The 21,479-nt window shown below is 72.3% G+C and carries 17 protein-coding genes; 16 read left to right on the top strand and 1 reads right to left on the bottom strand.

Annotated elements, in window-relative coordinates; translation table 11 throughout:
• The first annotated feature begins 219 nt into the window (after positions 1-219).
• From rsmH to ACFW6A_RS01310, 16 genes are all read left to right on the top strand, one after another.
• On the top strand, positions 220-1,176 hold the full coding sequence (rsmH, locus tag ACFW6A_RS01385; RefSeq protein ID WP_351841016.1) for a 16S rRNA (cytosine(1402)-N(4))-methyltransferase RsmH: 957 nt from the start codon (positions 220-222) through the stop codon (positions 1,174-1,176).
• Entirely contained in the window at positions 1,173-1,706 is a 534-nt protein-coding gene (locus ACFW6A_RS01380; RefSeq protein ID WP_351841018.1) for a septum formation initiator, read from the top strand. The genes rsmH and ACFW6A_RS01380 overlap by 4 nt, the downstream gene beginning before the upstream one ends.
• Before the next feature lie 7 nt (positions 1,707-1,713).
• Complete coding sequence (locus ACFW6A_RS01375) at positions 1,714-3,720, top strand: penicillin-binding protein 2 (protein WP_351841020.1); 2,007 nt, start codon at positions 1,714-1,716, stop codon at positions 3,718-3,720.
• Positions 3,721-3,738: 18 nt separating this feature from the next.
• Positions 3,739-5,433, top strand: coding sequence for a UDP-N-acetylmuramoyl-L-alanyl-D-glutamate--2,6-diaminopimelate ligase (locus ACFW6A_RS01370; RefSeq protein ID WP_386483606.1), 1,695 nt, complete (start codon positions 3,739-3,741; stop codon positions 5,431-5,433).
• Between the two features lie 4 nt (positions 5,434-5,437).
• Complete coding sequence (gene murF, locus ACFW6A_RS01365) at positions 5,438-6,862, top strand: UDP-N-acetylmuramoyl-tripeptide--D-alanyl-D-alanine ligase (RefSeq protein ID WP_351841024.1); 1,425 nt, start codon at positions 5,438-5,440, stop codon at positions 6,860-6,862.
• The gene (mraY, locus tag ACFW6A_RS01360; protein ID WP_351841026.1) at positions 6,859-7,929 is read left to right on the top strand and encodes a phospho-N-acetylmuramoyl-pentapeptide-transferase; all 1,071 of its coding nucleotides are present in this window, start codon (positions 6,859-6,861) and stop codon (positions 7,927-7,929) included. Before murF ends, mraY begins: the two co-directional genes overlap by 4 nt.
• Entirely contained in the window at positions 7,911-9,350 is a 1,440-nt protein-coding gene (gene murD / locus ACFW6A_RS01355; protein ID WP_351841028.1) for a UDP-N-acetylmuramoyl-L-alanine--D-glutamate ligase, read from the top strand. The genes mraY and murD overlap by 19 nt, the downstream gene beginning before the upstream one ends.
• A 55-nt stretch (positions 9,351-9,405) precedes the next feature.
• Positions 9,406-10,746 (top strand): putative lipid II flippase FtsW, encoded by a 1,341-nt coding sequence (ftsW, locus tag ACFW6A_RS01350; protein WP_351841030.1) that lies wholly within the window; start codon positions 9,406-9,408, stop codon positions 10,744-10,746.
• A gap of 6 nt (positions 10,747-10,752) precedes the next feature.
• Positions 10,753-11,847 (top strand): undecaprenyldiphospho-muramoylpentapeptide beta-N-acetylglucosaminyltransferase, encoded by a 1,095-nt coding sequence (murG, locus tag ACFW6A_RS01345; protein ID WP_351841032.1) that lies wholly within the window; start codon positions 10,753-10,755, stop codon positions 11,845-11,847.
• Positions 11,848-11,872: 25 nt separating this feature from the next.
• Positions 11,873-12,676, top strand: a complete 804-nt coding sequence (locus ACFW6A_RS01340) for an FtsQ-type POTRA domain-containing protein (protein WP_351841034.1) — start codon at positions 11,873-11,875, stop codon at positions 12,674-12,676.
• Between the two features lie 279 nt (positions 12,677-12,955).
• Positions 12,956-14,170 carry a cell division protein FtsZ gene (ftsZ, locus tag ACFW6A_RS01335; protein ID WP_351841036.1) on the top strand — a complete coding sequence of 405 codons (1,215 nt, stop codon included), beginning with the start codon at positions 12,956-12,958 and terminating at the stop codon, positions 14,168-14,170.
• Positions 14,167-14,910: a peptidoglycan editing factor PgeF gene (gene pgeF / locus ACFW6A_RS01330; protein WP_351841038.1), complete on the top strand. Its 744-nt coding sequence runs from the start codon at positions 14,167-14,169 to the stop codon at positions 14,908-14,910. The genes ftsZ and pgeF overlap by 4 nt, the downstream gene beginning before the upstream one ends.
• Entirely contained in the window at positions 14,907-15,626 is a 720-nt protein-coding gene (locus ACFW6A_RS01325) for a YggS family pyridoxal phosphate-dependent enzyme (protein ID WP_351841040.1), read from the top strand. Before pgeF ends, ACFW6A_RS01325 begins: the two co-directional genes overlap by 4 nt.
• Positions 15,627-15,748: 122 nt before the next feature.
• Positions 15,749-16,369, top strand: coding sequence for a cell division protein SepF (locus tag ACFW6A_RS01320; protein ID WP_030748389.1), 621 nt, complete (start codon positions 15,749-15,751; stop codon positions 16,367-16,369).
• Between the two features lie 81 nt (positions 16,370-16,450).
• Complete coding sequence (locus ACFW6A_RS01315) at positions 16,451-16,741, top strand: YggT family protein (RefSeq protein ID WP_150227729.1); 291 nt, start codon at positions 16,451-16,453, stop codon at positions 16,739-16,741.
• Positions 16,742-16,796: 55 nt separating this feature from the next.
• On the top strand, positions 16,797-17,870 hold the full coding sequence (locus tag ACFW6A_RS01310; RefSeq protein ID WP_200428100.1) for a DivIVA domain-containing protein: 1,074 nt from the start codon (positions 16,797-16,799) through the stop codon (positions 17,868-17,870).
• A 166-nt stretch (positions 17,871-18,036) separates the two neighbouring features.
• Here the strand turns inward: ACFW6A_RS01310 and ileS are convergent, their stop codons facing one another.
• Positions 18,037-21,180, bottom strand: a complete 3,144-nt coding sequence (ileS, locus tag ACFW6A_RS01305) for an isoleucine--tRNA ligase (RefSeq protein ID WP_351841043.1) — start codon at positions 21,178-21,180, stop codon at positions 18,037-18,039.
• Positions 21,181-21,479 lie beyond the last annotated feature (299 nt).

The raw sequence follows: 21,479 nt of genomic DNA, 5'->3' as shown, positions 1-21,479 counted from the left end.
GGCGCCGCCGATCGAGTGAACCGCCCCGAACGTCCGCACGCGCGTCCGGCGCCGCGCGACGCGCCAGCCGGTTGATTGACCGGCCCCCTCCGTGGACTAGAGTGACGCGGAGTTCCCGGAGACAATCGAGCGATGTGCGGCGGTTTCTCCCCCGTGTGCGCGGCGGCACCCACGGCTCGCCCCCTTACCCGCTCGCCGTGCCCGTTCTGAGAGGGTGCGTTGAGCAACGACCGACACGTCCCGGTGATGCTCCAGCGGTGCCTGGACATGTTGGCCCCGGCCCTCCAGGCCCCCGGAGCGGTCGTCGTCGACTGCACCCTGGGCCTCGGCGGACACAGCGAGGCCCTGCTCCGCACCTTCCCCGAGGCCCGGCTCGTCGCCCTCGACCGCGACAAGGAGGCCCTGCGCCTCTCCGGCGAGCGGCTCGCCCCCTACGGGGACCGCGCCACCCTCGTCCACGCGGTCTACGACGAGCTCCCCGAGGTCCTCGACCGGCTCGGCATCGACAAGGTCGACGGCGTCCTCTTCGACCTCGGCGTCTCCTCCATGCAGCTGGACGAGGCCGACCGCGGCTTCGCCTACGCCCAGGACGCCCCGCTCGACATGCGCATGGACCAGACGACCGGCATGAGCGCCGCGGAGGTCCTCAACACCTACCCGGCCGGCGAACTCGTCCGCATCCTGCGCGCCTACGGCGAGGAGAAGCAGGCCAAGCGGATCGTCTCCGCCATCGTCCGCGAGCGCGAGAAGGAGCCCTTCACCAACAGCGCCCGGCTCGTCGAGCTCATCCGCGACGCCCTCCCGCAGGCCGCCAAGCGCACCGGCGGCAACCCCGCCAAGCGCACCTTCCAGGCCCTGCGCATCGAGGTCAACGGCGAACTGAGCGTCCTGGAGCGGGCGATCCCGGCCGCCGTGAAGGCCCTCGCCGTCGGCGGCCGCGTCGCCGTCCTCTCGTACCACTCCCTGGAGGACCGGCTCGTCAAGCAGGTCTTCGCGGCCGGCGCGGCCACCACCGCCCCGCCCGGCCTCCCGGTCGTCCCCGAGAAGTACCAGCCCCGCCTCAAGCTCCTCACCCGCGGCGCCGAACTCCCCACCGAGGAGGAGGTGGCCGAGAACCGCCGGGCCGCCCCCGCCCGCCTCCGGGGCGTCGAGCGCATCCGGGAGGACGTGCTGTGAGCACGGCGAGGGGGCCGCTCAAAGGCCGGGCCGCGCGGCTCGGACGGCTGATGCCGTCCGGACCCAGCACGGCCGCCCGCACCCCCTTCGTCCTGCTCGTCGTCCTCCTCCTCGGCGGCGGCCTCATCACCCTGCTGCTGCTGAACTCCGCCCTCAACCAGGGCTCCTTCAAGCTGCGCGAACTCAAGGACCGCACCACCGAACTCACCGACGAGGAGCAGGCCCTCCAGCGCGACGTCGACGCCAACGCCGCCCCCGACGCCCTGGAGCGCCGCGCCCGCGAACTCGGCATGGTCCCCGGCGGCAGCCCCGCCTTCCTCGGCCCCGACGGCAAGGTCCTCGGCGAGCCCACCGTCGCCCCCTCCCCGAAGCCCTCCCGCACGCCGAGCCGGGCCCCCGGCCGCACGGCCGACCCCGCCCCCTCCGGTACGCGGGAGCCCGCGCCCGGCCCCGGCGCGGGCACCGCCCCGAAGCCGACCGCCACCGGAACCACCCCGACCGCGACCGCCCCCACGACCTCCGGCAGGTGACCGAGCAGTGCCCTCCCAGGAGCCCCCGCGCCGCCGCGTCCCCGGACCCGCGCGCCCGGCCCGCCCCCGGTCCGCCGCTCCCGCCGGATCCGGCGCCCGGTCCGGAGCCGGCGCGCGGGCCCCGCGTCCCGCACCGCGTCCGGCCGCCCGCCGCCCCGCGCCCCGGCCGCCCGCCCGCAAGCCCCGCACCATCACACTCGGCAGCCCCAAGCCCCGGCTGCGGCTGATCTCCGTCGGGCTCACCCTCGTCATGCTGGCCTTCGTGGTGCGGCTGCTCCAGGTCCAGGCGGTCGACGCCAGCGCGTACGCGGCCAAGGCCGCCACGTACCGCTACCAGGAGTACACGCTCTCCGCCGAGCGCGGCGAGATCACCGACCGCAACGGCATCGCCCTGGCCACCAGCGTCGACGCCTACGACATCACCGCCGACCCGAAGCTCTTCACCCCCGAGGAGTCCAAGGTCCGCGACGCGCCCGAGCAGGCGGCCGCCCTCCTCGCCCCGGTCCTCGGCAGGGAACCGGCCGAGCTGGCGAAGAAGCTCCGCACCCCCAAGTCCCGCTACACCCTGCTCGCCCGCAAGCAGACCCCGCAGGTCTGGAACCAGATCAAGGACCTCAAGAAGGTCTACGCGCAGAAGGCCCAGGCGGCCGGCGGCACCGGCGTCAACCTGCTCGGCGGCGTCCTCAGCGAGCCCAGCACCAAGCGGGTCTACCCCAACGGGGAACTCGGCGCCGGGATACTGGGCTACGTCAACGCCGAGGGCCGCGGGGCCGGCGGCGTCGAGTCCATGCTCGACGCCGAACTCGCCGGCCGGGACGGCAAGATCCGCTTCACCGCCTCCGGCGGCCGGCAGGTCCCCACCGCCGGCTCCCAGGGCACCCCCGCCGTCCCCGGCTCCGACATCGAGCTCACCATCGACCGGGACATCCAGTGGGCCGCCCAGCAGGCCATCAGCGAGCAGGTCCGCAAGTCGAAGGCCGACCGCGGCTACGTCATCGTCCAGGACACCCGCACCGGCGAGGTCCTCGCCATGGCCAACGCCCCCGGCTTCGACCCCAACGACCTCTCCGCGGCCAACGCCGCCGCCATGGGCAACGCCGCCCTCCAGGACGCCTACGAACCCGGCTCCACCAGCAAGGTCATGTCGATGGCCGCCGTCCTGGAGGAGGGCAAGGCCGCCCCCGACACCCACGTCGTCGTCCCCAACCGGCTCCACCGCGGCGACCGGCTCTTCAAGGACGACATCGACCACAAGACCTGGTACCTGACGCTCAACGGCGTCCTCGCCAAGTCCAGCAACATCGGCACCATCCTCGCCACCGGCCAGCTCGGCAAGGACCAGGCCGAGTCCAACCGCGTCCTCGACGGCTACCTCCGCCGCTTCGGCATCGGCAGCCCCACCGGCCTCGGCTTCCCCGGCGAGACCCCCGGCATCCTCGCCAAGCCCGAGGACTGGTCCACCTCGCAGCAGTACACGATCCCCTTCGGCCAGGGCCTCTCCGTCAACGCCCTCCAGGCCGCCTCCGTCTACTCCACCATCGCCAACGGAGGCGTACGGATCGAACCCACCCTCGTCCGCGGCACCAAGGGCCCCGACGGCCGCTTCACCCCCGCCGCCGCGCCCGAGCAGAACCGGGTCGTCAGCGAGTCGACCGCCAAGACCCTCGCCCAGATGCTGGAATCGGTCGTCGAGGACCGGGAGGGCACCGGCACCAGGGCCGCCATCCCCGGCTACCGCGTCGCAGGCAAGACCGGCACCGCCAACCGCGTCGACCCCGAACTCGGCCGCTACAAGGGCTACACGGCCTCCTTCGCCGGCTTCGCCCCCGCCGACCAGCCCCGCGTCACCGTCTACTGCGCCATCCAGAACCCCACCAAGGGCAGCTACTTCGGCGGCCAGATCTGCGGACCCATCTACAAGAAGGTCATGGAGTTCGCGCTCAAGACCCTCCACGTGGCACCCACCGGCAGCGAGCCCGCCCGCCTGCCGGTCACCTTCGAACCCACCCCGTGACCCCCGGGAGCACCACCAGTGACGACGATCACCCCCCACTCCGGGAACCGGAAAACGAACTCCGGCGACGCCCCCCGCTCGTTTGGTCCCCCGCAGGGTGCGCCCGGTACGCTCACCGCCGTGCCACACGCTGATCAGTCCCGAACCACCCCGCCCCGCCCGGAGCGGGCCCGCCCGACACCCCTGGGCGAGCTCGCGGCACGGCTGGACACCGAGCTCCCCGACGCCGCACGGGACGTCGCCGTCTCGGGCATCACCCACGACTCCCGGGCGGTACGGCCCGGGGACGTGTACGCGGCCCTGGCCGGCGCCCGCCTGCACGGCGCCGACTTCGCCGCCCAGGCCGCCGGCCTCGGCGCCGCCGCGGTCCTCACCGACCCGGCCGGAGCCGACCGCGCCGCCGCCACCGGCCTGCCCGTCCTCGTCGTCGGGGACCCGCGCGCCCGGATGGGCGAACTCGCCGCCGAGATCTACGGCCGCCCCGGCGCGGACCTCCTCCAGATCGGCATCACCGGCACCTCCGGCAAGACCACCACCGCCTACCTCGTCGAGGGCGGCCTGCGCGGCGCCGGGAAGCACACCGGGCTGGTCGGCACCGTCGAGATGCGGATCGGCGACGAGCGCATCAAGTCGGAGCGCACCACCCCCGAGGCCACCGACCTCCAGGCCCTCTTCGCCGTCATGCGCGAACGCGGCGTCGAGGCCGTCGCCATGGAGGTCTCCAGCCACGCCCTCGTGCTCGGCCGGGTCGACGGCTGCGTCTTCGACGTCGCCGTCTTCAACAACCTCAGCCCGGAGCACATGGAGTTCCACTCCGACATGGAGGACTACTTCCGGGCCAAGGCGACCCTCTTCACCCCGGAGCGCAGCCGGATCGGCGTGGTGAACGCCGACGACGCGTACGGCCGCCGGCTCGTGAAGGAGGCCGGCGTCCCGGTCGTCACCTTCTCCGCCGAGGGCCGCGCCGACGCCGACTGGCGCGCCGAGGACGTCGTCCTGGGCGCCGCCGACTCCACCTTCACGGCCGTCGGCCCCCAGGGCGAGCGGATCCCCGCCACCGCCCCGCTGCCCGGCCCCTTCAACGTCGCCAACACCCTCGCCGCCATCGCCACCCTCGCGACCGCCGGGCTCGACCCGCGGACCGCCGCCGACGGCGTCGCCGCCGTCCCCGGCGTCCCCGGCCGCCTGGAGCGCGTCGACGCCGGCCAGCCGTACCTCGCCGTCGTGGACTACGCCCACAAGACCGACGCCGTCGAGTCGGTGCTCCGCTCGCTGCGCGAGGTCACCGAGGGCCGGCTGCACGTGGTCATCGGCTGCGGCGGCGACCGGGACACCACCAAGCGCGGCCCCATGGGCGCCGCCGCGGCCCGGCTCGCCGACACCGCCGTACTGACCTCCGACAACCCCCGCTCCGAGGACCCGCTCGCGATCCTCACCGCGATGCTCGCGGGCGCCGCCGAGGTGCCCGCCGCGGAGCGCGGCGACGTCCTGGTCGAACCCGACCGGGCCGCCGCCGTCGCCGCGGCCGTCGCCCGCGCCCGGCCGGGCGACACCGTCCTGGTCGCCGGCAAGGGCCACGAGCAGGGCCAGGAGATCGCCGGGAAGGTCCGTCCCTTCGACGACCGCCAGGTCCTCCGCGAAGCGATCGAGGCGGCGAGCGGGACACCGGCCGCCGCCGCGATCGGACACCGTCACCAGAACAGTCAGGGATGAAGCAGTGATCGCCCTCTCCCTCGCCGAGATCGCCGAAATCGTCGGCGGGCAGGCGCACGACATACCGGATCCGGGCGCCCGGATCACCGGGCCCGTCGTCATCGACTCCCGCGAGGTGAAGCCCGGCAGCCTCTTCGCCGCCTTCGCCGGGGAGCGCGTCGACGGCCACGACTACGCGGAGCGCGCCGTCGCGGCGGGCGCGGCGGCGGTGCTCGCCACCCGCCCCGTCGGCGTCCCCGCCCTCGTCGTGGACGACGTGCAGGCCGCGCTGGGCGCCCTCGCCCGCACGGTCGTCGAGCGGCTCGGCACCGATGTCGTCGCCCTCACCGGCTCGGCCGGCAAGACCTCCACCAAGGACCTGATCGCCCAGGTCCTCGAACGCCACGCGCCCACCGTCTGGACGCCCGGCTCCCTCAACAACGAGATCGGCCTGCCGCTCACCGCGCTCAAGGCCACCGGGGAGACCCGGCACCTCGTCCTGGAGATGGGCGCCCGCGGCATCGGCCACATCCGCTACCTGACCGGGCTCACCCCGCCCCGGATCGGGCTCGTCCTCAACGTGGGCTCCGCCCACATCGGCGAGTTCGGCGGACGCGAGCAGATCGCCGAGGCCAAGGGCGAGCTGGTCGAGTCCCTGCCGTCCGCCGAGGAGGGCGGAGTGGCGGTCCTCAACGCCGACGATCCGCTCGTCCGCGCCATGGCGAGCCGCACCAAGGCCCGCGTCGTCCTCTTCGGCGAAGCGGACGAAGCGGCCGTACGGGGCGAGAACGTCCGCCTCACGGACACCGGCCGGCCCGCTTTCACGCTTCACACACCCACCGGGTGCAGCGACGTGACCTTGCGCCTGTACGGTGAGCACCACGTGTCGAACGCGCTCGCAGCGGCCGCCGTCGCGCACGAGCTGGGCATGCCTGTCGAGGAGATCGCCACCGCGCTCTCCGAGGCCGGCTCCCTTTCGCGCTGGCGCATGGAGGTCACCGAGCGTCCGGACGGCGTGACGATCGTCAACGACGCCTACAACGCGAACCCCGAGTCCATGCGAGCCGCCCTGCGCGCGCTCGCGGCCATGGGCAGGGCCGGACAGGCCCGGGGGGCCCGCACGTGGGCGGTGCTCGGCAAGATGGCCGAGCTCGGTGACGCGTCGCTCGCCGAGCACGACGCGGTCGGACGGCTCGCCGTCCGGCTCAACGTCAGCAAGCTCGTCGCGGTCGGGGACAGGGAAGCGTCCTGGCTGCAACTGGGCGCCTATAACGAGGGTTCGTGGGGTGAGGAGTCGGTGCACGTGTCCGACGCGCAGGCGGCTGTCGACCTGTTGCGCAGGGAGCTGCGCCCGGGGGACGTGGTCCTGGTGAAGGCGTCCCGGTCGGTCGGTCTCGAGCAGGTCGCCCTGGCGCTGCTCGACGCTGAGGGCGAGGTATCCGGCCGATGAGGCAGATCCTCTTCGCGGGGGCCATCGGCCTCTTCCTCACCCTGATCGGCACCCCGCTGCTCATCAAGCTGCTCGCCCGCAAGGGGTACGGGCAGTTCATCCGGGACGACGGCCCCCGCGGCCACGCCGGGAAGAAGGGCACGCCCACCATGGGCGGCATCTCCTTCATCCTGGCCACGCTCATCGCGTACGCCCTGGCCAAGGTCATCACCGGCGAGGACCCGACGTACTCGGGCGTCCTGGTGCTGTTCCTGATGGCCGGCATGGGCCTGGTCGGCTTCCTCGACGACTACATCAAGATCGTCAAGCAGCGCTCGCTGGGCCTGCGGGCCAAGGCGAAGATGGCCGGCCAGCTCATCGTCGGCATCGCCTTCGCGATCCTCTCGCTCCAGTTCGCGGACGCGCGCGGCCAGACCCCCGCCTCCGACAAGCTCTCGTTCATCACGGACTTCGGCTGGTCCATCGGCCCGGTGCTCTTCGTGGTCTGGGCGCTCTTCATGATCCTGGCCATGTCCAACGGCGTGAACCTGACGGACGGTCTGGACGGTCTGGCGACCGGCGCCTCCGTGATGGTCTTCGGCGCCTACACCTTCATCGGGCTGTGGCAGTTCCAGGAGTCCTGCGCCAACGCGCTGACCCTCACCAACCCGAACGCCTGCTTCGAGGTCCGCGACCCGCTGGACCTCGCGGTCGTGGCCTCCGCGCTCATGGGCGCCTGCTTCGGCTTCCTGTGGTGGAACACCTCGCCCGCCAAGATCTTCATGGGCGACACCGGCTCCCTGGCGCTCGGCGGCGCGCTCGCCGGTCTCGCCATCTGCTCCCGCACGGAGCTGCTGCTCGCGCTGCTCGGCGGCCTGTTCGTGCTGATCACGATGTCCGTGGTCATCCAGGTCGGCTCGTTCAAGATGACCGGCAAGCGCGTCTTCCGGATGGCCCCCCTCCAGCACCACTTCGAACTCAAGGGGTGGTCCGAGGTCCTGGTCGTCGTCCGGTTCTGGATCATCCAGGGCATGTGCGTCATCGTGGGCCTGGGCCTCTTCTACGCGGGATGGGCAGCCGACAAGTGAGCGAAGAGCTGGACTGGCGGGGCAAGCACGTCACGGTCGCGGGGCTCGGGGTGTCCGGCATCCCGGCCGCCCGCGCCCTGGCCGCCCGGGGCGCCGTGGTGACCGTCGTGAACGACGGCGACGACGAGCGCTCCCGGACGCAGGCCGCGGAGCTGGAGGCGGAGGGGATCACCGTCCGCCTCGGCGACGGGGCGACCCTGCCGGCCGGCACCGGGCTGGTCGTCACCGCCCCCGGCTGGCAGCCGGACAAGCCGCTCTTCGCGGCCGCCGCCGAGGCGGGCGTGGAGGTCTGGGGCGACGTCGAGCTGGCCTGGCGGCTGAGGGGCCCCGGGGCGGCCCCCTGGCTGGCGGTCACCGGCACCAACGGCAAGACCACCACGACCCGGATGCTCGCCTCCATCCTGGAGGCCGCCGGGCTGCGGACCGCCGCCGTCGGCAACATCGGCGTCTCGCTCCTCGACGCCGTCCTCGGCGACGAGGAGTACGACGTCCTCGCCGTCGAGCTGTCCAGCTACCAGCTGCACTGGGCGCCCTCGGTGCGCGCCCACTCGGCCGCCGTGCTCAACCTGGCGCCCGACCACCTCGACTGGCACGGCTCCATGGAGGCGTACGCCGCCGACAAGGGCCGGATCTACGAGGGCAACCGGGTCGCCTGCGTCTACAACGTCGCCGACCCGGCGACCGAGGACCTGGTCCGCGAGGCCGACGTCGAGGAGGGCTGCCGCGCCATCGGCTTCACCCTCGGCACCCCCGGCCCCTCCCAGCTCGGCGTCGTCGAGGGCATCCTCGTCGACCGGGCCTTCGTCGAGAACCGGCAGAAGAACGCCCAGGAGCTCGCGGAGGTCGCCGACGTGCGGCCGCCGGCCCCGCACAACATCGCCAACGCGCTCGCCGCGGCCGCCCTCGCCCGCGCCTTCGGCGTCGAGCCGCAGGCGGTACGGGACGGGCTGCGGGCCTTCCGCCCCGACCCGCACCGGATCGAGCCGGTCGAGGAGGTCGGGGGCGTGATGTACGTCGACGACTCCAAGGCCACCAACACCCACGCCGCCGAAGCCTCGTTGGCCGCCTACGACCCGATCGTCTGGATCGCCGGCGGGCTCGCCAAGGGCGCGACCTTCGACGAGCTGGTGGAGAAGTCCGCGAAGCGGCTGCGCGGCGTCGTCCTGATCGGCGCGGACCGCGCGCTGATCCGCGAAGCGCTGGCGCGACACGCCCCGGAGGTCCCGGTGGTGGACCTCGACCGGACCGACACTGGGGCGATGTCCGAGGCGGTCCGCGAGGCGGCCCGGCTCGCCCGTCCGGGGGACACCGTCCTCCTGGCCCCGGCCTGCGCCTCGATGGACATGTTCGCCAACTACAACAAGCGCGGCGAGGCGTTCGCGGACGCGGTCCGTGCCCTCGACGCCACCGGCGACGCCTGACCCGACCACTGCGAGGGTCCGGCCGTACCGGGCCTGACCGGAGGGGGCAGCGACCATGCCGAGCAAGATCGCCGGGACACGCCGGCCCTCCGCCCGACCGGGCGGAGGGCGGACCCCCGCGACCCCGCGGGGGGCGCGCGGCGGAGGCGTACGCGGGCTCCACACGCGCGTGCGGCGGGCCTGGGACCGGCCCCTCACGGCGTACTACGTGATCATCGGAGCGGGGCTGCTCATCACCACGCTCGGCCTGGTGATGGTCTACTCGGCCTCGATGATCACCGCGCTCCGCTACGAGCTGGTGCCGTCCTACTTCTTCCGCAAGCAGTTCTTCGCCGCGCTCCTGGGCACCGGACTGCTGCTCGTCGCCTCCCGGATGCCGGTGAAGCTGCACCGGGCGCTCGCCTACCCGATCCTGGTCGGCGCGGTCTTCCTCATGGTGCTCGTCCAGATCCCGGGGATAGGGCACTCCGTCGGGGGCAACCAGAACTGGATCTCGCTGGGCGGCCCGTTCATGCTCCAGCCCAGCGAGTTCGGCAAGCTGGGGCTGATCCTGTGGGGCGCCGACCTGCTCGCCCGCAAGCAGGACATGAAGTTGCTCACGCAGTGGAAGCACATGCTCGTGCCGCTGGTGCCGGGCGCCTTCATGCTGCTCGGGCTGATCATGCTCGGCGGCGACATGGGCACCGCGATCATCCTCACCGCGATCCTCTTCGGCCTGCTGTGGACGGCCGGCGCGCCCACCCGGCTCTTCGTCGGGGTGCTCGCGGTGGCCGGCGCGATCGGCGTGCTGCTCATCAAGACCAGCCCGCACCGGATGGACCGCTTCCAGTGCATCGGGGCCACCGATCCGGGTGGCGAGGGGGCCCCGTGCCTCCAGGCCGCGCACGGAATCTATGCTCTGGCATCGGGCGGATGGTTCGGTTCCGGGCTCGGTGCGAGTGTGGAAAAATGGGGCCAACTGCCCGAAGCGCACACCGATTTCATCTTCGCGGTCGCCGGTGAGGAACTGGGCCTCGCGGGGACGCTGTCGGTGCTCGCCCTGTTCGCGGCCCTAGGCTATGCGGGTATCCGCGTGGCCGGACGCACGGAGGACCCCTTCGTTCGATTCGCCGCGGGAGGCGTGACCACCTGGATCACGGCCCAGGCCGTGATCAACATCGGTGCGGTGCTCGGTCTGCTGCCGATCGCCGGAGTCCCGCTCCCGCTGTTCTCGTACGGGGGGTCGGCCCTGCTGCCGACCATGTTCGCCGTCGGGCTCCTGATCGCCTTCGCGCGACAGGAACCCGCCGCGAAAGCGGCCCTGGCCCTGCGCCGCCCCGGCTGGGGCAAGCGGGCCGGGGTGAGATGGAAGTCGATGCGACGGCGCGTCAAGAAGCGCCCGTCCGGAGAGCGGTGAATTTCGGTGCATGTCGTACTCGCCGGCGGGGGGACCGCCGGTCACATCGAGCCGGCGCTCGCCCTCGCGGACGCCCTGCGCAGGCAGGACCCGAGCGTGGGCATCACGGCGCTGGGCACGGAGAAGGGCCTGGAGACCCGGCTCGTGCCCGAGCGGGGCTACGAGTTGGCGCTCATCCCCGCCGTACCGCTGCCCCGCAAGCCCACCCCGGAGCTGATCACCGTCCCCGGACGCCTGCGCGGCACCATCAAGGCCGCCGAGCAGATCCTGGAGCGCACCAGGGCGGACGTCGTGGTCGGCTTCGGCGGTTACGTGGCGCTCCCCGGCTACCTGGCCGCCAAGCGACTCGGCGTGCCGATCGTCGTCCACGAGGCCAACGCCCGGCCCGGCCTGGCCAACAAGATCGGTTCCCGGTACGCGGCCGCCGTCGGCGTCTCCACCCCGGACTCCAAGCTGCGGGGCGCCCGTTACATCGGCATCCCGCTGCGGCACACCATCGCGACCCTCGACCGGGCCCGGGTCCGGCCCGAGGCGCGCGCCGCCTTCGGACTCGACCCCAACCTGCCGACGCTGCTGGTCTCCGGCGGTTCGCAGGGCGCCCGCAGGCTCAACGAGGTGGTCCAGCAGGTCGCCCCGGTGCTCCAGCGCTCCGGCATCCAGATCCTGCACGCGGTCGGCCCGAAGAACGAGGTGCCGCGCGTCGACAACATGCCCGGAATGCCGCCGTACGTGCCGGTACCGTATGTGGACCGGATGGATCTCGCGTACGCCGCGGCCGACATGATGCTCTGCCGCGCGGGCGCCATGACCGTCGCCGAGCTCTCCGCCGTCGGACTGCCCGCCGCCTACGTCCCGCTGCCCATCGGCAACGGCGAACAGCGGCTCAACGCGCAGCCGGTGGTCAAGGCCGGCGGTGGACTCCTCGTCGACGACGCGGAGCTGTCGCCGCAGTGGGTGCAGGCCAACGTCCTGCCCGTACTGGCCGATCCGCACCGGCTGTACGAGATGTCCCGCGCCGCCTCCGAGTTCGGCCGCCGGGACGCCGACGACCTGCTCGTCGGCATGGTGTACGAGGCGATCGCCGCCCGCCGGCAGGCGTAGCGGGGGACCGAGGGAAGAGGCGCGCGTGGCAGCCGGACCGACGACCGCGGAGAAGAGCGGCACCGAGAGGCCGAAGGGGTCGTCGGACCGGCGGTCCGGGCCGGCGGGTCCGGGCGGGCGCTTCCGTCCGGCCGGTCTGAAGCTCGCCCTGATCGCCGTCGGCGTGCTCCTGCTCGCCGGCGGCACGGTCTGGGCCCTCTACGGCTCGGCCTGGTTCCGTGTGGAACGTGTGAAGACTTCGGGCACGGCGGTGCTCACCCCGGCCCGGGTCGAGGCCGTCGCCGCCGTCCCGGTCGGCGCACCGCTGGCCACCGTCGACGTCGACGCGATCGAGGCCCGTCTCCGGGAGGAACTGCCCCGGATCGCCTCGGTCGAGGTATTCCGGTCCTGGCCGCACGAAATCGGTCTCAAGGTGACCGAAAGGAAACCCGTGCTCCTTCTGGAGAAACGCGGATCCTTCACCGAAGTCGACTCCGCCGCCGTCCCGTTCGCGACCGTCACCACCCCGCCCCCGGGAGTGCCCCGGCTCGTCCTCGACGCGGCGGCTTCGCCCAGCCTGCGACGGTTCGACGCGGACCGGCTGCTGGCCGAGGCGGTGCGCGTACGGAGTGAACTCCCGGACGCGATCGCGAAGGACACTCGTGTCGTACGCCTCTCCTCGTACGACTCCGTCACTCTGGAGCTGACCCGGGATCGCACCGTCTTCTGGGGCAGTGCCGAACACGGGCCCGCGAAGGCCCGGGTGCTCACCGCCCTCATGAAGGCGACCCCCAAAGCGGGGCACTTCGACGTAAGTGCCCCCAGCGCGCCCGCCTCCTCCGGAAGTTGACGCGCATCCGCGCTGGCCAGCACCCTGGTTGGCCAGCGCTACGGGTGATCACATAGGGTGAAAAGAAAAACGGGAGGTTCGGCGTGTTCGTTGAACGCGCGCGGCTTGTCGACTTAGTGTCCTGTTCGGAAGAGTCCAGCGGACAGGGACACTGGTAACCCTAAAGTTCAACGTTAGGGTTGGGGTCGGCGCAACGGACCACCCCATCGGCATCCGTCGTCGCGGCGCGTCAACCACCGCGCAATGACGACACGTAACTCGAGGCGAGAGGCCTTCGACGTGGCAGCACCGCAGAACTACCTCGCAGTCATCAAGGTCATCGGTGTCGGCGGCGGTGGTGTCAATGCCATCAACCGAATGATCGAGGTCGGTCTCAAGGGCGTCGAGTTCATCGCCATCAACACCGACGCGCAGGCGCTGTTGATGAGCGACGCCGACGTCAAGCTCGACGTCGGCCGTGAACTGACCCGCGGCCTCGGGGCCGGGGCCAACCCCGCCGTCGGCCGCAAGGCGGCCGAGGACCACCGCGAGGAGATCGAGGAGGTCCTCAAGGGGGCCGACATGGTCTTCGTCACCGCCGGCGAGGGCGGCGGCACCGGCACCGGCGGCGCGCCCGTCGTCGCCAACATCGCCCGCTCGCTCGGCGCCCTGACCATCGGCGTGGTCACCCGCCCGTTCACCTTCGAGGGCCGCCGCCGCGCCAACCAGGCGGAGGACGGCATCGCCGAGCTCCGCGAAGAGGTCGACACCCTCATCGTCATCCCGAACGACCGGCTGCTGTCCATCTCGGACCGCCAGGTCTCGGTCCTCGACGCCTTCAAGTCGGCCGACCAGGTCCTGCTCAGCGGCGTCCAGGGCATCACCGACCTCATCACCACCCCGGGTCTGATCAACCTCGACTTCGCCGACGTCAAGTCGGTCATGTCCGAGGCCGGCTCGGCCCTCATGGGCATCGGCTCCGCCCGCGGCGACGACCGCGCGGTGGCCGCCGCCGAGATGGCGATCTCCTCGCCGCTCCTCGAGGCGTCCATCGACGGCGCCCGCGGTGTGCTCCTCTCCATCTCCGGCGGCAGCGACCTCGGTCTCTTCGAGATCAACGAGGCCGCCCAGCTGGTCAGCGAGGCCGCCCACCCGGAGGCCAACATCATCTTCGGCGCCGTCATCGACGACGCCCTCGGCGACGAGGTCCGGGTCACCGTCATCGCGGCCGGCTTCGACGGCGGCCAGCCGCCGGCCCGCCGGGACAACATCATCGGCGCGGTCTCCGCCAAGCGCGAGGAGCCGGCCCCGGCCCCCCGCGTCACCGAGACCCCCCGCCCGCTCGGCGGCCTCGGCACGGTGACCCCCCGCGAGGAGCCCGCCCCCGTCCAGCCCGAGCCGGCCCCGCCCGTCAGCGAGACCCCGCTGCCGCCCGTCCCGCCGGTGGTCCCGCCGGCCCGTCCGTACGCGGACAGCCCCGCCGAGGAGCTGGACGTGCCGGACTTCCTGAAGTGATAGGGCACCGCCACACGACGAACGGCGCGCACTTCGCCTTCACCGACCGGTGGGGCGGGGTGAGCGCCGTTCCGTACGAGGAGCTCAACCTCGGCGGCGCCGTCGGCGACGACCCGGAGGCGGTCCGGACCAACCGGGCCCGCGCCGCCGCCGCGCTGGGGCTCGACCCGGCCCTGGTCGTCTGGATGAACCAGGTCCACGGTGCCGGCGTCGCCGTGGTCGACGGCCCCTGGGAGGACGGCGAAGCCGTCCCCGCCGTCGACGCGATCGTCACCGCCCGCCGCGGACTCGGCCTCGCCGTCCTCACCGCGGACTGCGTCCCCGTCCTCCTCGCCGACCCGGTCGCCGGGGTCGTCGCCGCCGCCCACGCCGGCCGGCCCGGCATGATCGCCGGGGTCGTCCCCGCGGCGGTCGCGGCGATGACGGAGCTGGGGGCCGAGCCCGCGCGGATCACCGCCCGCACCGGCCCCGCCGTCTGCGGACGCTGCTACGAGGTCCCCGAGGCGATGCGCGCCGAGGTCGCCGCCGTCGAACCCGCCGCCCGCGCCGAGACCTCCTGGGGCACCCCCGCCGTCGACGTCGCCGCCGGGGTCCGTGCCCAGCTGGCCCGGCTCGGGGTCACCGACGTCGAGGACGCCGGGGTCTGCACCCTGGAGTCCGGCGACCACTACTCGTACCGCCGCGATCGCACCACGGGGCGACTCGCGGGATATGTCTGGTTGGGCAGGGAAGAGGCATGACGGACCGTACGGCCGAACTCGCGGAGAACCTGGCACGGGTGGAGGAGCGGATCGCCGCCGCCTGCGCCGCCGCCGGGCGCCCCCGCGAGGAGGTGACCCTGATCGTCGTCACCAAGACCTACCCGGCGAGCGACGTGCGGATCCTGCACGGGCTCGGGGTGCGGAACGTGGCGGAGAACCGCGACCAGGACGCCGCGCCCAAGGCGGCCGCCTGTGCCGACCTCGATCTCACCTGGCACTTCGTCGGTCAGTTGCAGACCAACAAGGTCAGATCCGTGGTGGGTTATGCCGATGTGGTGCAGTCCGTCGACCGGCTCAAGCTCGTCTCCTCCCTCTCCGCGGCCGCGGAGAGGGCCGGGCGCGAGCTCGACTGCCTGATCCAGGTCGCCCTCGACGCCGAGTCCGGCGGGCGCGGCGACCGCGGCGGCGTGTCGCCCGACGGGGTCGAGGAGTTGGCCGCCGCCCTGGACGAGGCCCCCGGGCTGCGGCTCGGCGGCCTGATGACGGTCGCCCCGCTCGTCGGCGAGTACGCCGGCCGGCAACGCGCCGCCTTCGACCGGCTGATGGATTTGTCGACTGCCCTGCGCGCGACCCGTCCGGCTGCGAACATGGTGTCAGCGGGAATGAGTGCGGACCTCGAGGACGCCGTCGCCGCCGGGGCGACACACGTACGCGTCGGTACGGCGGTACTCGGAGTCCGTCCGAAGCTCGGGTAACGTCGCGAAGCAGGTCGGACCACAGCAGAAAATATGGTCATTCCGCGAACGGCGGGGTGGCCGCGTGGATCGCGGGCACTTGGTGACGAGGCCGATCCACCACAGAGCGGAGGAATCGGAGCATGGCCGGCGCGATGCGCAAGATGGCGGTCTACCTCGGTCTCGTGGAGGACGATGGGTACGACGGCCGGGGCTTCGACCCCGACGACGACTTCGAGCCCGAGCTGGAGCCGGAGCCCGAGAGGGAGCGGCGCCACACCCCGCCGCGCCAGATCGAGCGCGAGGAGCCCGTGCGCGTGGTGGCCCCTCCGGCCCCCCGGGAGCCGGTCGCCCACTCTGCCCCGGTACTCGCCGAAAGCGGTCGTCCGGCCCGAATTGCCCCCGTGGCATCCATCACACCCGAACGCCCGAGCCTGGAGAAGAACGCACCGGTGATCATGCCCAAGGTCGTGTCCGAGCGGGAGCCCTACCGCATCACCACGCTCCACCCCCGGACCTACAACGAGGCCCGTACCATCGGGGAACACTTCCGTGAGGGCACCCCGGTGATCATGAACCTCACGGAGATGGACGACACGGACGCGAAGCGACTTGTCGACTTTGCCGCCGGACTCGTCTTCGGGCTCCATGGCAGCATTGAGCGCGTGACGCAGAAGGTGTTCCTGTTGTCGCCTGCTAACGTCGATGTCACGGCGGAGGACAAGGCCCGTATCGCAGAGGGCGGATTCTTCAACCAGAGCTGAGAACCGAAACCGGACGGACCGGCCGCGAGGGCGGCCGGAGCAAGCTGAGAAAACGAGAGCCAGGGGAGAGGGAACCGCGGGATGGGCGTCGCACTACAGGTGGTCTACATCGCGCTGATGTGCTTCCTCGTCTTCCTGATCTTCCGGCTGGTCATGGACTACGTCTTCCAGTTCGCCCGTTCGTGGCAGCCCGGCAAGGCGATGGTGGTCGTTCTGGAGGCCACCTACACTGTCACCGATCCACCGCTCAAGCTTCTGCGGCGGCTCATCCCGCCGCTGCGTCTCGGGGGCGTGGCACTCGACCTGTCCTTCTTCGTTCTGATGATCATCGTCTACATCCTCATCAACGTCGTGAACTCCATCGCGAGGTGAGGATGGACGATACGGTCCTGCCGACTGCCGACGACTACGTAGAGGTGAAGAAGAGATGCCGCTGACCCCCGAGGACGTGCGGAACAAGCAGTTCACGACCGTCCGCCTGCGAGAAGGCTATGACGAGGACGAGGTCGATGCCTTTCTCGACGAGGTCGAGGCCGAGCTGACCCGCCTGCTCCGCGAGAACGAGGACCTGCGCGCCAAGCTGGCCGCCGCGACCCGTGCGGCCGCGCAGAACCAGCAGCAGGCCATGCGCAAGCCCCCGGAGCCGCAGGACAACCGTCCCGTCGGTCCCGGCGCTCCCGTGCCCGCCGCCATATCCGGTCCGCCGGTCCAGCAGCAGCCGCCGCAGATGGGCCCGCCGCAGCTGCCTTCCGGTGCTCCTCAGCTTCCCGCCGGCCCGATGCAGGGCGGACCCATGGGTCCCGGCCCGATGCAGGGCGGTCCGATGGGTCCCGGCCCGATGCAGGGCGGCCCCATGGGCCACCCGCAGCAGCAGCAGATGCAGCCGCAGCCGCCCCAGCAGCCCGGTGGCGACAGCGCGGCCCGCGTCCTCTCGCTGGCCCAGCAGACCGCCGACCAGGCGATCGCCGAGGCCCGCTCCGAGGCCAACAAGATCGTCGGCGAGGCGCGCTCGCGTGCCGAGGGCCTGGAGCGGGACGCCCGCGCCAAGGCGGACGCGCTGGAGCGGGACGCGCAGGAGAAGCACCGCGTCGCGATGGGCTCCCTGGAGTCCGCCCGCGCCACGCTGGAGCGCAAGGTCGAGGACCTGCGCGGCTTCGAGCGCGAGTACCGGACCCGTCTGAAGTCCTACCTGGAGTCCCAGCTGCGTCAGCTGGAGACCCAGGCGGACGACTCGCTGGCTCCGCCGCGGACCCCGGCGACGGCCTCGCTGCCGCCGGCCCCGTCCATGGCGTCCGCCGGTGCGGGTGCGCCGTCCTACGGCGGCAACGGTCCGATGGGCGGCGGTCCGTCCATGGGCGCCGCTCCGTCCTACGGCGGCCAGCAGCAGATGTCGCCCGCGATGACCCAGCCGATGGCTCCGGTCCGCCCGCAGGCGCCGCAGCCGATGCAGCAGGCGCCCGCGCCGATGCGCGGCTTCCTGATCGACGAGGACGACAACTGAGGCGGCGCCTGAACGTGCCCTGAGCACGTAGCCGTCGGCAGCCGAAGGGCCGGCCCCGTACCCCGGGGACCGGCCCTTCGCCGTGTCCGGAGCCGCCCTCCGCGTCCGCGGGCGGCATGCGGAAGGGCCCCGCACTCCCGGGAGTGCGGGGCCCTTCCCGTGTCGGTCAGACCTTGCGGAGGTGGAAGGTGAGCGCGAGCGGCTCGTCCGTGAAGGCGGGGCCGTAGCCCTCGGCGGGCTCGCCTTCCGCGTGGTCCGTCGCCAGGACCTCGTCCGCGATGAGGCCGGCGTGGGCCCGGAGGGCCTCCGCGGTCTCGGGGGAGGCGGCGGTCCAGCGGAGCGCGATGCGGTCCGCGACGTCGAGGCCGCTGTTCTTGCGGGCCTCCTGGATCAGGCGGATCGCGTCACGGGCGAGGCCGGCCTTGCGGAGCTCGGGGGTGATCTCCAGGTCCAGCGCGACCGTCGCGCCGGAGTCGGAGGCGACCGACCAGCCCTCGCGGGGGGTCTCGGTGATGATGATCTCCTCGGGGGTGACGGTGATCGTCTCGCCGTTCACCTCCAGGCTCGCCCCGCCGTCCCGCAGGGCCAGTGCCAGCGCCGCCGCGTCGGCCGCGGCGACGGCCTTCGCCACGTCCTGGACGCCCTTGCCGAAGCGCTTGCCGAGCGCCCGGAAGTTCGCCTTGGCGGTGGTGTCGACCAGGCTGCCGCCGACCTCGGAGAGGGAGGCCAGGGAGGAGACGTTCAGCTCCTCCGTGATCTGGGCCTGGAGCTCCGGGGAGAGCGCCGCGAAGCCGGTCGCGGCGACCAGCGCGCGGGAGAGCGGCTGGCGGGTCTTCACGCCGGACTCGGCGCGCGTCGCGCGGCCGAGCTCGACGAGCCGGCGGACGAGGACCATCTGCTCGGAGAGGGTGGCGTCGACGAGGGCGGCGTCGGCCTCCGGCCAGGTGGCGAGGTGGACCGACTCGGGGGCGTCCGGGGTGACCGGGACGACCAGGTCCTGCCAGACCCGCTCGGTGATGAAGGGGGTCAGCGGGGCCATCAGCCGGGTGACGGTCTCGACGACCTCGTGGAGGGTCCGCAGGGCCGCCTTGTCGCCCTGCCAGAAGCGGCGGCGGGAGCGGCGCACGTACCAGTTGGAGAGGTCGTCGACGAAGGCCGACAGGAGCTTGCCGGTGCGCTGGGTGTCGTACGCCTCCATCGCCTCGGTGGCCTCGGCGACGAGCGTGTTCAGCTCGGAGAGCAGCCACCTGTCGAGGACGGAGCGGTCGGCCGGGGCCGGGTCGGCGGCGGACGGCGCCCAGCCGGACGTACGGGCGTACAGGGCCTGGAAGGCGACCGTGTTCCAGTACGTGAGGAGGGTCTTGCGGACGACCTCCTGGATGGTGCCGTGGCCGACGCGGCGGGCCGCCCAGGGCGAGCCGCCGGCCGCCATGAACCAGCGGACGGCGTCGGCGCCGTGCTGGTCCATGAGCGGGATCGGCTGGAGGATGTTGCCGAGGTGCTTGGACATCTTGCGGCCGTCCTCGGCGAGGATGTGGCCGAGGCAGACCACGTTCTCGTACGAGGACTTGTCGAAGACCAGGGTGCCGACGGCCATCAGCGTGTAGAACCAGCCGCGCGTCTGGTCGATGGCCTCGGAGATGAACTGCGCCGGGTAGCGGCTCTCGAACAGCTCCTTGTTCCGGTACGGGTAGCCGTACTGCGCGAACGGCATGGAGCCCGAGTCGTACCAGGCGTCGATGACCTCGGGGACGCGGACGGCTTCGAGGGAGCACCCCTCGGCCGGGCACGCGAAGGTGACGTCGTCGATGTACGGGCGGTGCGGGTCGAGGGCCGACTGGTCGGTGCCGGTCAGCTCCGACAGCTCGGTGCGGGAGCCCACGCAGGTGAGGTGGCCCTCGTCGCAGCGCCAGATCGGGAGCGGGGTGCCCCAGTAGCGGTTGCGGGAGAGCGCCCAGTCGATGTTGTTGTTCAGCCAGTCGCCGAAGCGGCCGTGCTTGACCGAGTCCGGGAACCAGTTGGTGTTCTCGTTCTCTTCGAGGAGGCGGTCCTTGACGGCGGTGGTGCGGATGTACCAGGACGGCTGCGCGTAGTAGAGCAGGGCCGTGTGGCAGCGCCAGCAGTGCGGGTAGCTGTGCTCGTACGGGACGTGCCGGTAGAGCAGGCCGCGGGCGTCGAGGTCGGCGGTGAGGGCCTCGTCGGCCTTCTTGAAGAAGACGCCGCCGACGAGCGGCACGTCCTCCTCGAAGGTGCCGTCGGGGCGGACCGGGTTCACGACCGGCAGGCCGTACGCCTTGCAGACCTTGAGGTCGTCCTCGCCGAAGGCGGGGGACTGGTGGACGAGGCCGGTGCCGTCCTCGGTGGTGACGTACTCGGCGTTGACCACGTAGTGGGCCGGGGCGTCGAAGGGGATCAGCTCGAAGGGGCGCCGGTAGGTCCAGCGCTCCATCTCGGCGCCGGTGAAGGACTCGCCGGTGGTGACCCAGCCCTCGCCGAGGGCCTTGTCGAGCAGCGGCTCGGCGACGACGAGGCGCTCGTCGCCGTCGGTGGCGACGACGTAGGTGACCTCGGGGTGGGCGGCGACGGCGGTGTTGGACACCAGGGTCCAGGGGGTCGTCGTCCAGACGAGGAGGGCGGCCTTGCCGGCGAGCGGGCCGGAGGTCAGCGGGAAGCGGACGAAGACCGAGGGGTCGACGACGGTCTCGTAGCCCTGGGCCAGCTCGTGGTCGGAGAGGCCGGTGCCGCAGCGGGGGCACCAGGGGGCGACGCGGTGGTCCTGGACGAGCAGGCCCTTGTCGAAGATCTGCTTGAGCGACCACCAGACCGACTCGATGTACGAGGGGTCCATGGTGCGGTAGGCGTCGTCGAGGTCGACCCAGTAGCCCATGCGGGTGGTGAGCTCGGCGAAGGCGTCGGTGTGACGGGTCACCGACTCGCGGCACTTCGCGTTGAACTCCGCGATGCCGTACTCCTCGATGTCCTTCTTGCCGGAGAAGCCGAGCTCCTTCTCGACGGCGAGCTCGACCGGGAGGCCGTGGCAGTCCCAGCCGGCCTTGCGGGCCACGTGGTAGCCGCGCATGGTGCGGAAGCGCGGGAAGACGTCCTTGAAGACGCGGGCCTCGATGTGGTGGGCGCCGGGCATGCCGTTGGCGGTCGGCGGGCCCTCGTAGAAGACCCACTCGGGGCGTCCCTCGGACTGCTCCAGGGTCTTGGCGAAGACCTTGTTCTCCTGCCAGAAGTCGAGCACGCCGTGCTCGAGGGCGGGCAGGTCGACCTGGGCGGGCACCTGGCGGTACTGGGGCGGTGTCATGCGGCGGACTCTCCTCCGGACGGACAATTCCTGCTTCCGTCGGAGGGACGAGAGCTGCGCTCCCGCGGTACCACCCTCCTTGGCTCCGGGCGTGGCCGTCCGGGGCCCCCTCATTGGGGTCGCGACACCGGTTCTAGTCACCGCGCTTCGTGGTGCGTGTCCACGCGGCTTTCTTCCGGCAGCTCCGGGGTGATGCTTCGCATCGGGCTCGCCCCCGGGCTCTCACCGTCCCCGGGTCGCTCATGGCTGCGTACGACGCTACTGGGCCCCATCGACGCCTCTCGCTGAGGCCAGTGTAC

It is taken from the genome of Streptomyces sp. NPDC058758, from assembly GCF_042746075.1.
Taxonomy (GTDB): Bacteria; Actinomycetota; Actinomycetes; order Streptomycetales; family Streptomycetaceae; genus Streptomyces.
The sequence above is the reverse complement of the archived record's forward strand: the minus strand, read 5'-3'. Positions and strand labels throughout refer to the sequence as shown.

Coding starts and splice junctions, on each gene's coding strand:
- mraY (WP_351841026.1), top strand. CDS start 6,859: ATGAGGCAGATCCTCTTCGCGGGGGCCATCGGCCTCTTCCTCACCCTG.
- murD (WP_351841028.1), top strand. CDS start 7,911: ATGGGCAGCCGACAAGTGAGCGAAGAGCTGGACTGGCGGGGCAAGCAC.
- ftsW (WP_351841030.1), top strand. CDS start 9,406: ATGCCGAGCAAGATCGCCGGGACACGCCGGCCCTCCGCCCGACCGGGC.
- ACFW6A_RS01325 (WP_351841040.1), top strand. CDS start 14,907: ATGACGGACCGTACGGCCGAACTCGCGGAGAACCTGGCACGGGTGGAG.
- ACFW6A_RS01320 (WP_030748389.1), top strand. CDS start 15,749: ATGGCCGGCGCGATGCGCAAGATGGCGGTCTACCTCGGTCTCGTGGAG.
- ACFW6A_RS01315 (WP_150227729.1), top strand. CDS start 16,451: ATGGGCGTCGCACTACAGGTGGTCTACATCGCGCTGATGTGCTTCCTC.
- ACFW6A_RS01310 (WP_200428100.1), top strand. CDS start 16,797: ATGCCGCTGACCCCCGAGGACGTGCGGAACAAGCAGTTCACGACCGTC.
- ileS (WP_351841043.1), bottom strand. CDS start 21,180: ATGACACCGCCCCAGTACCGCCAGGTGCCCGCCCAGGTCGACCTGCCC.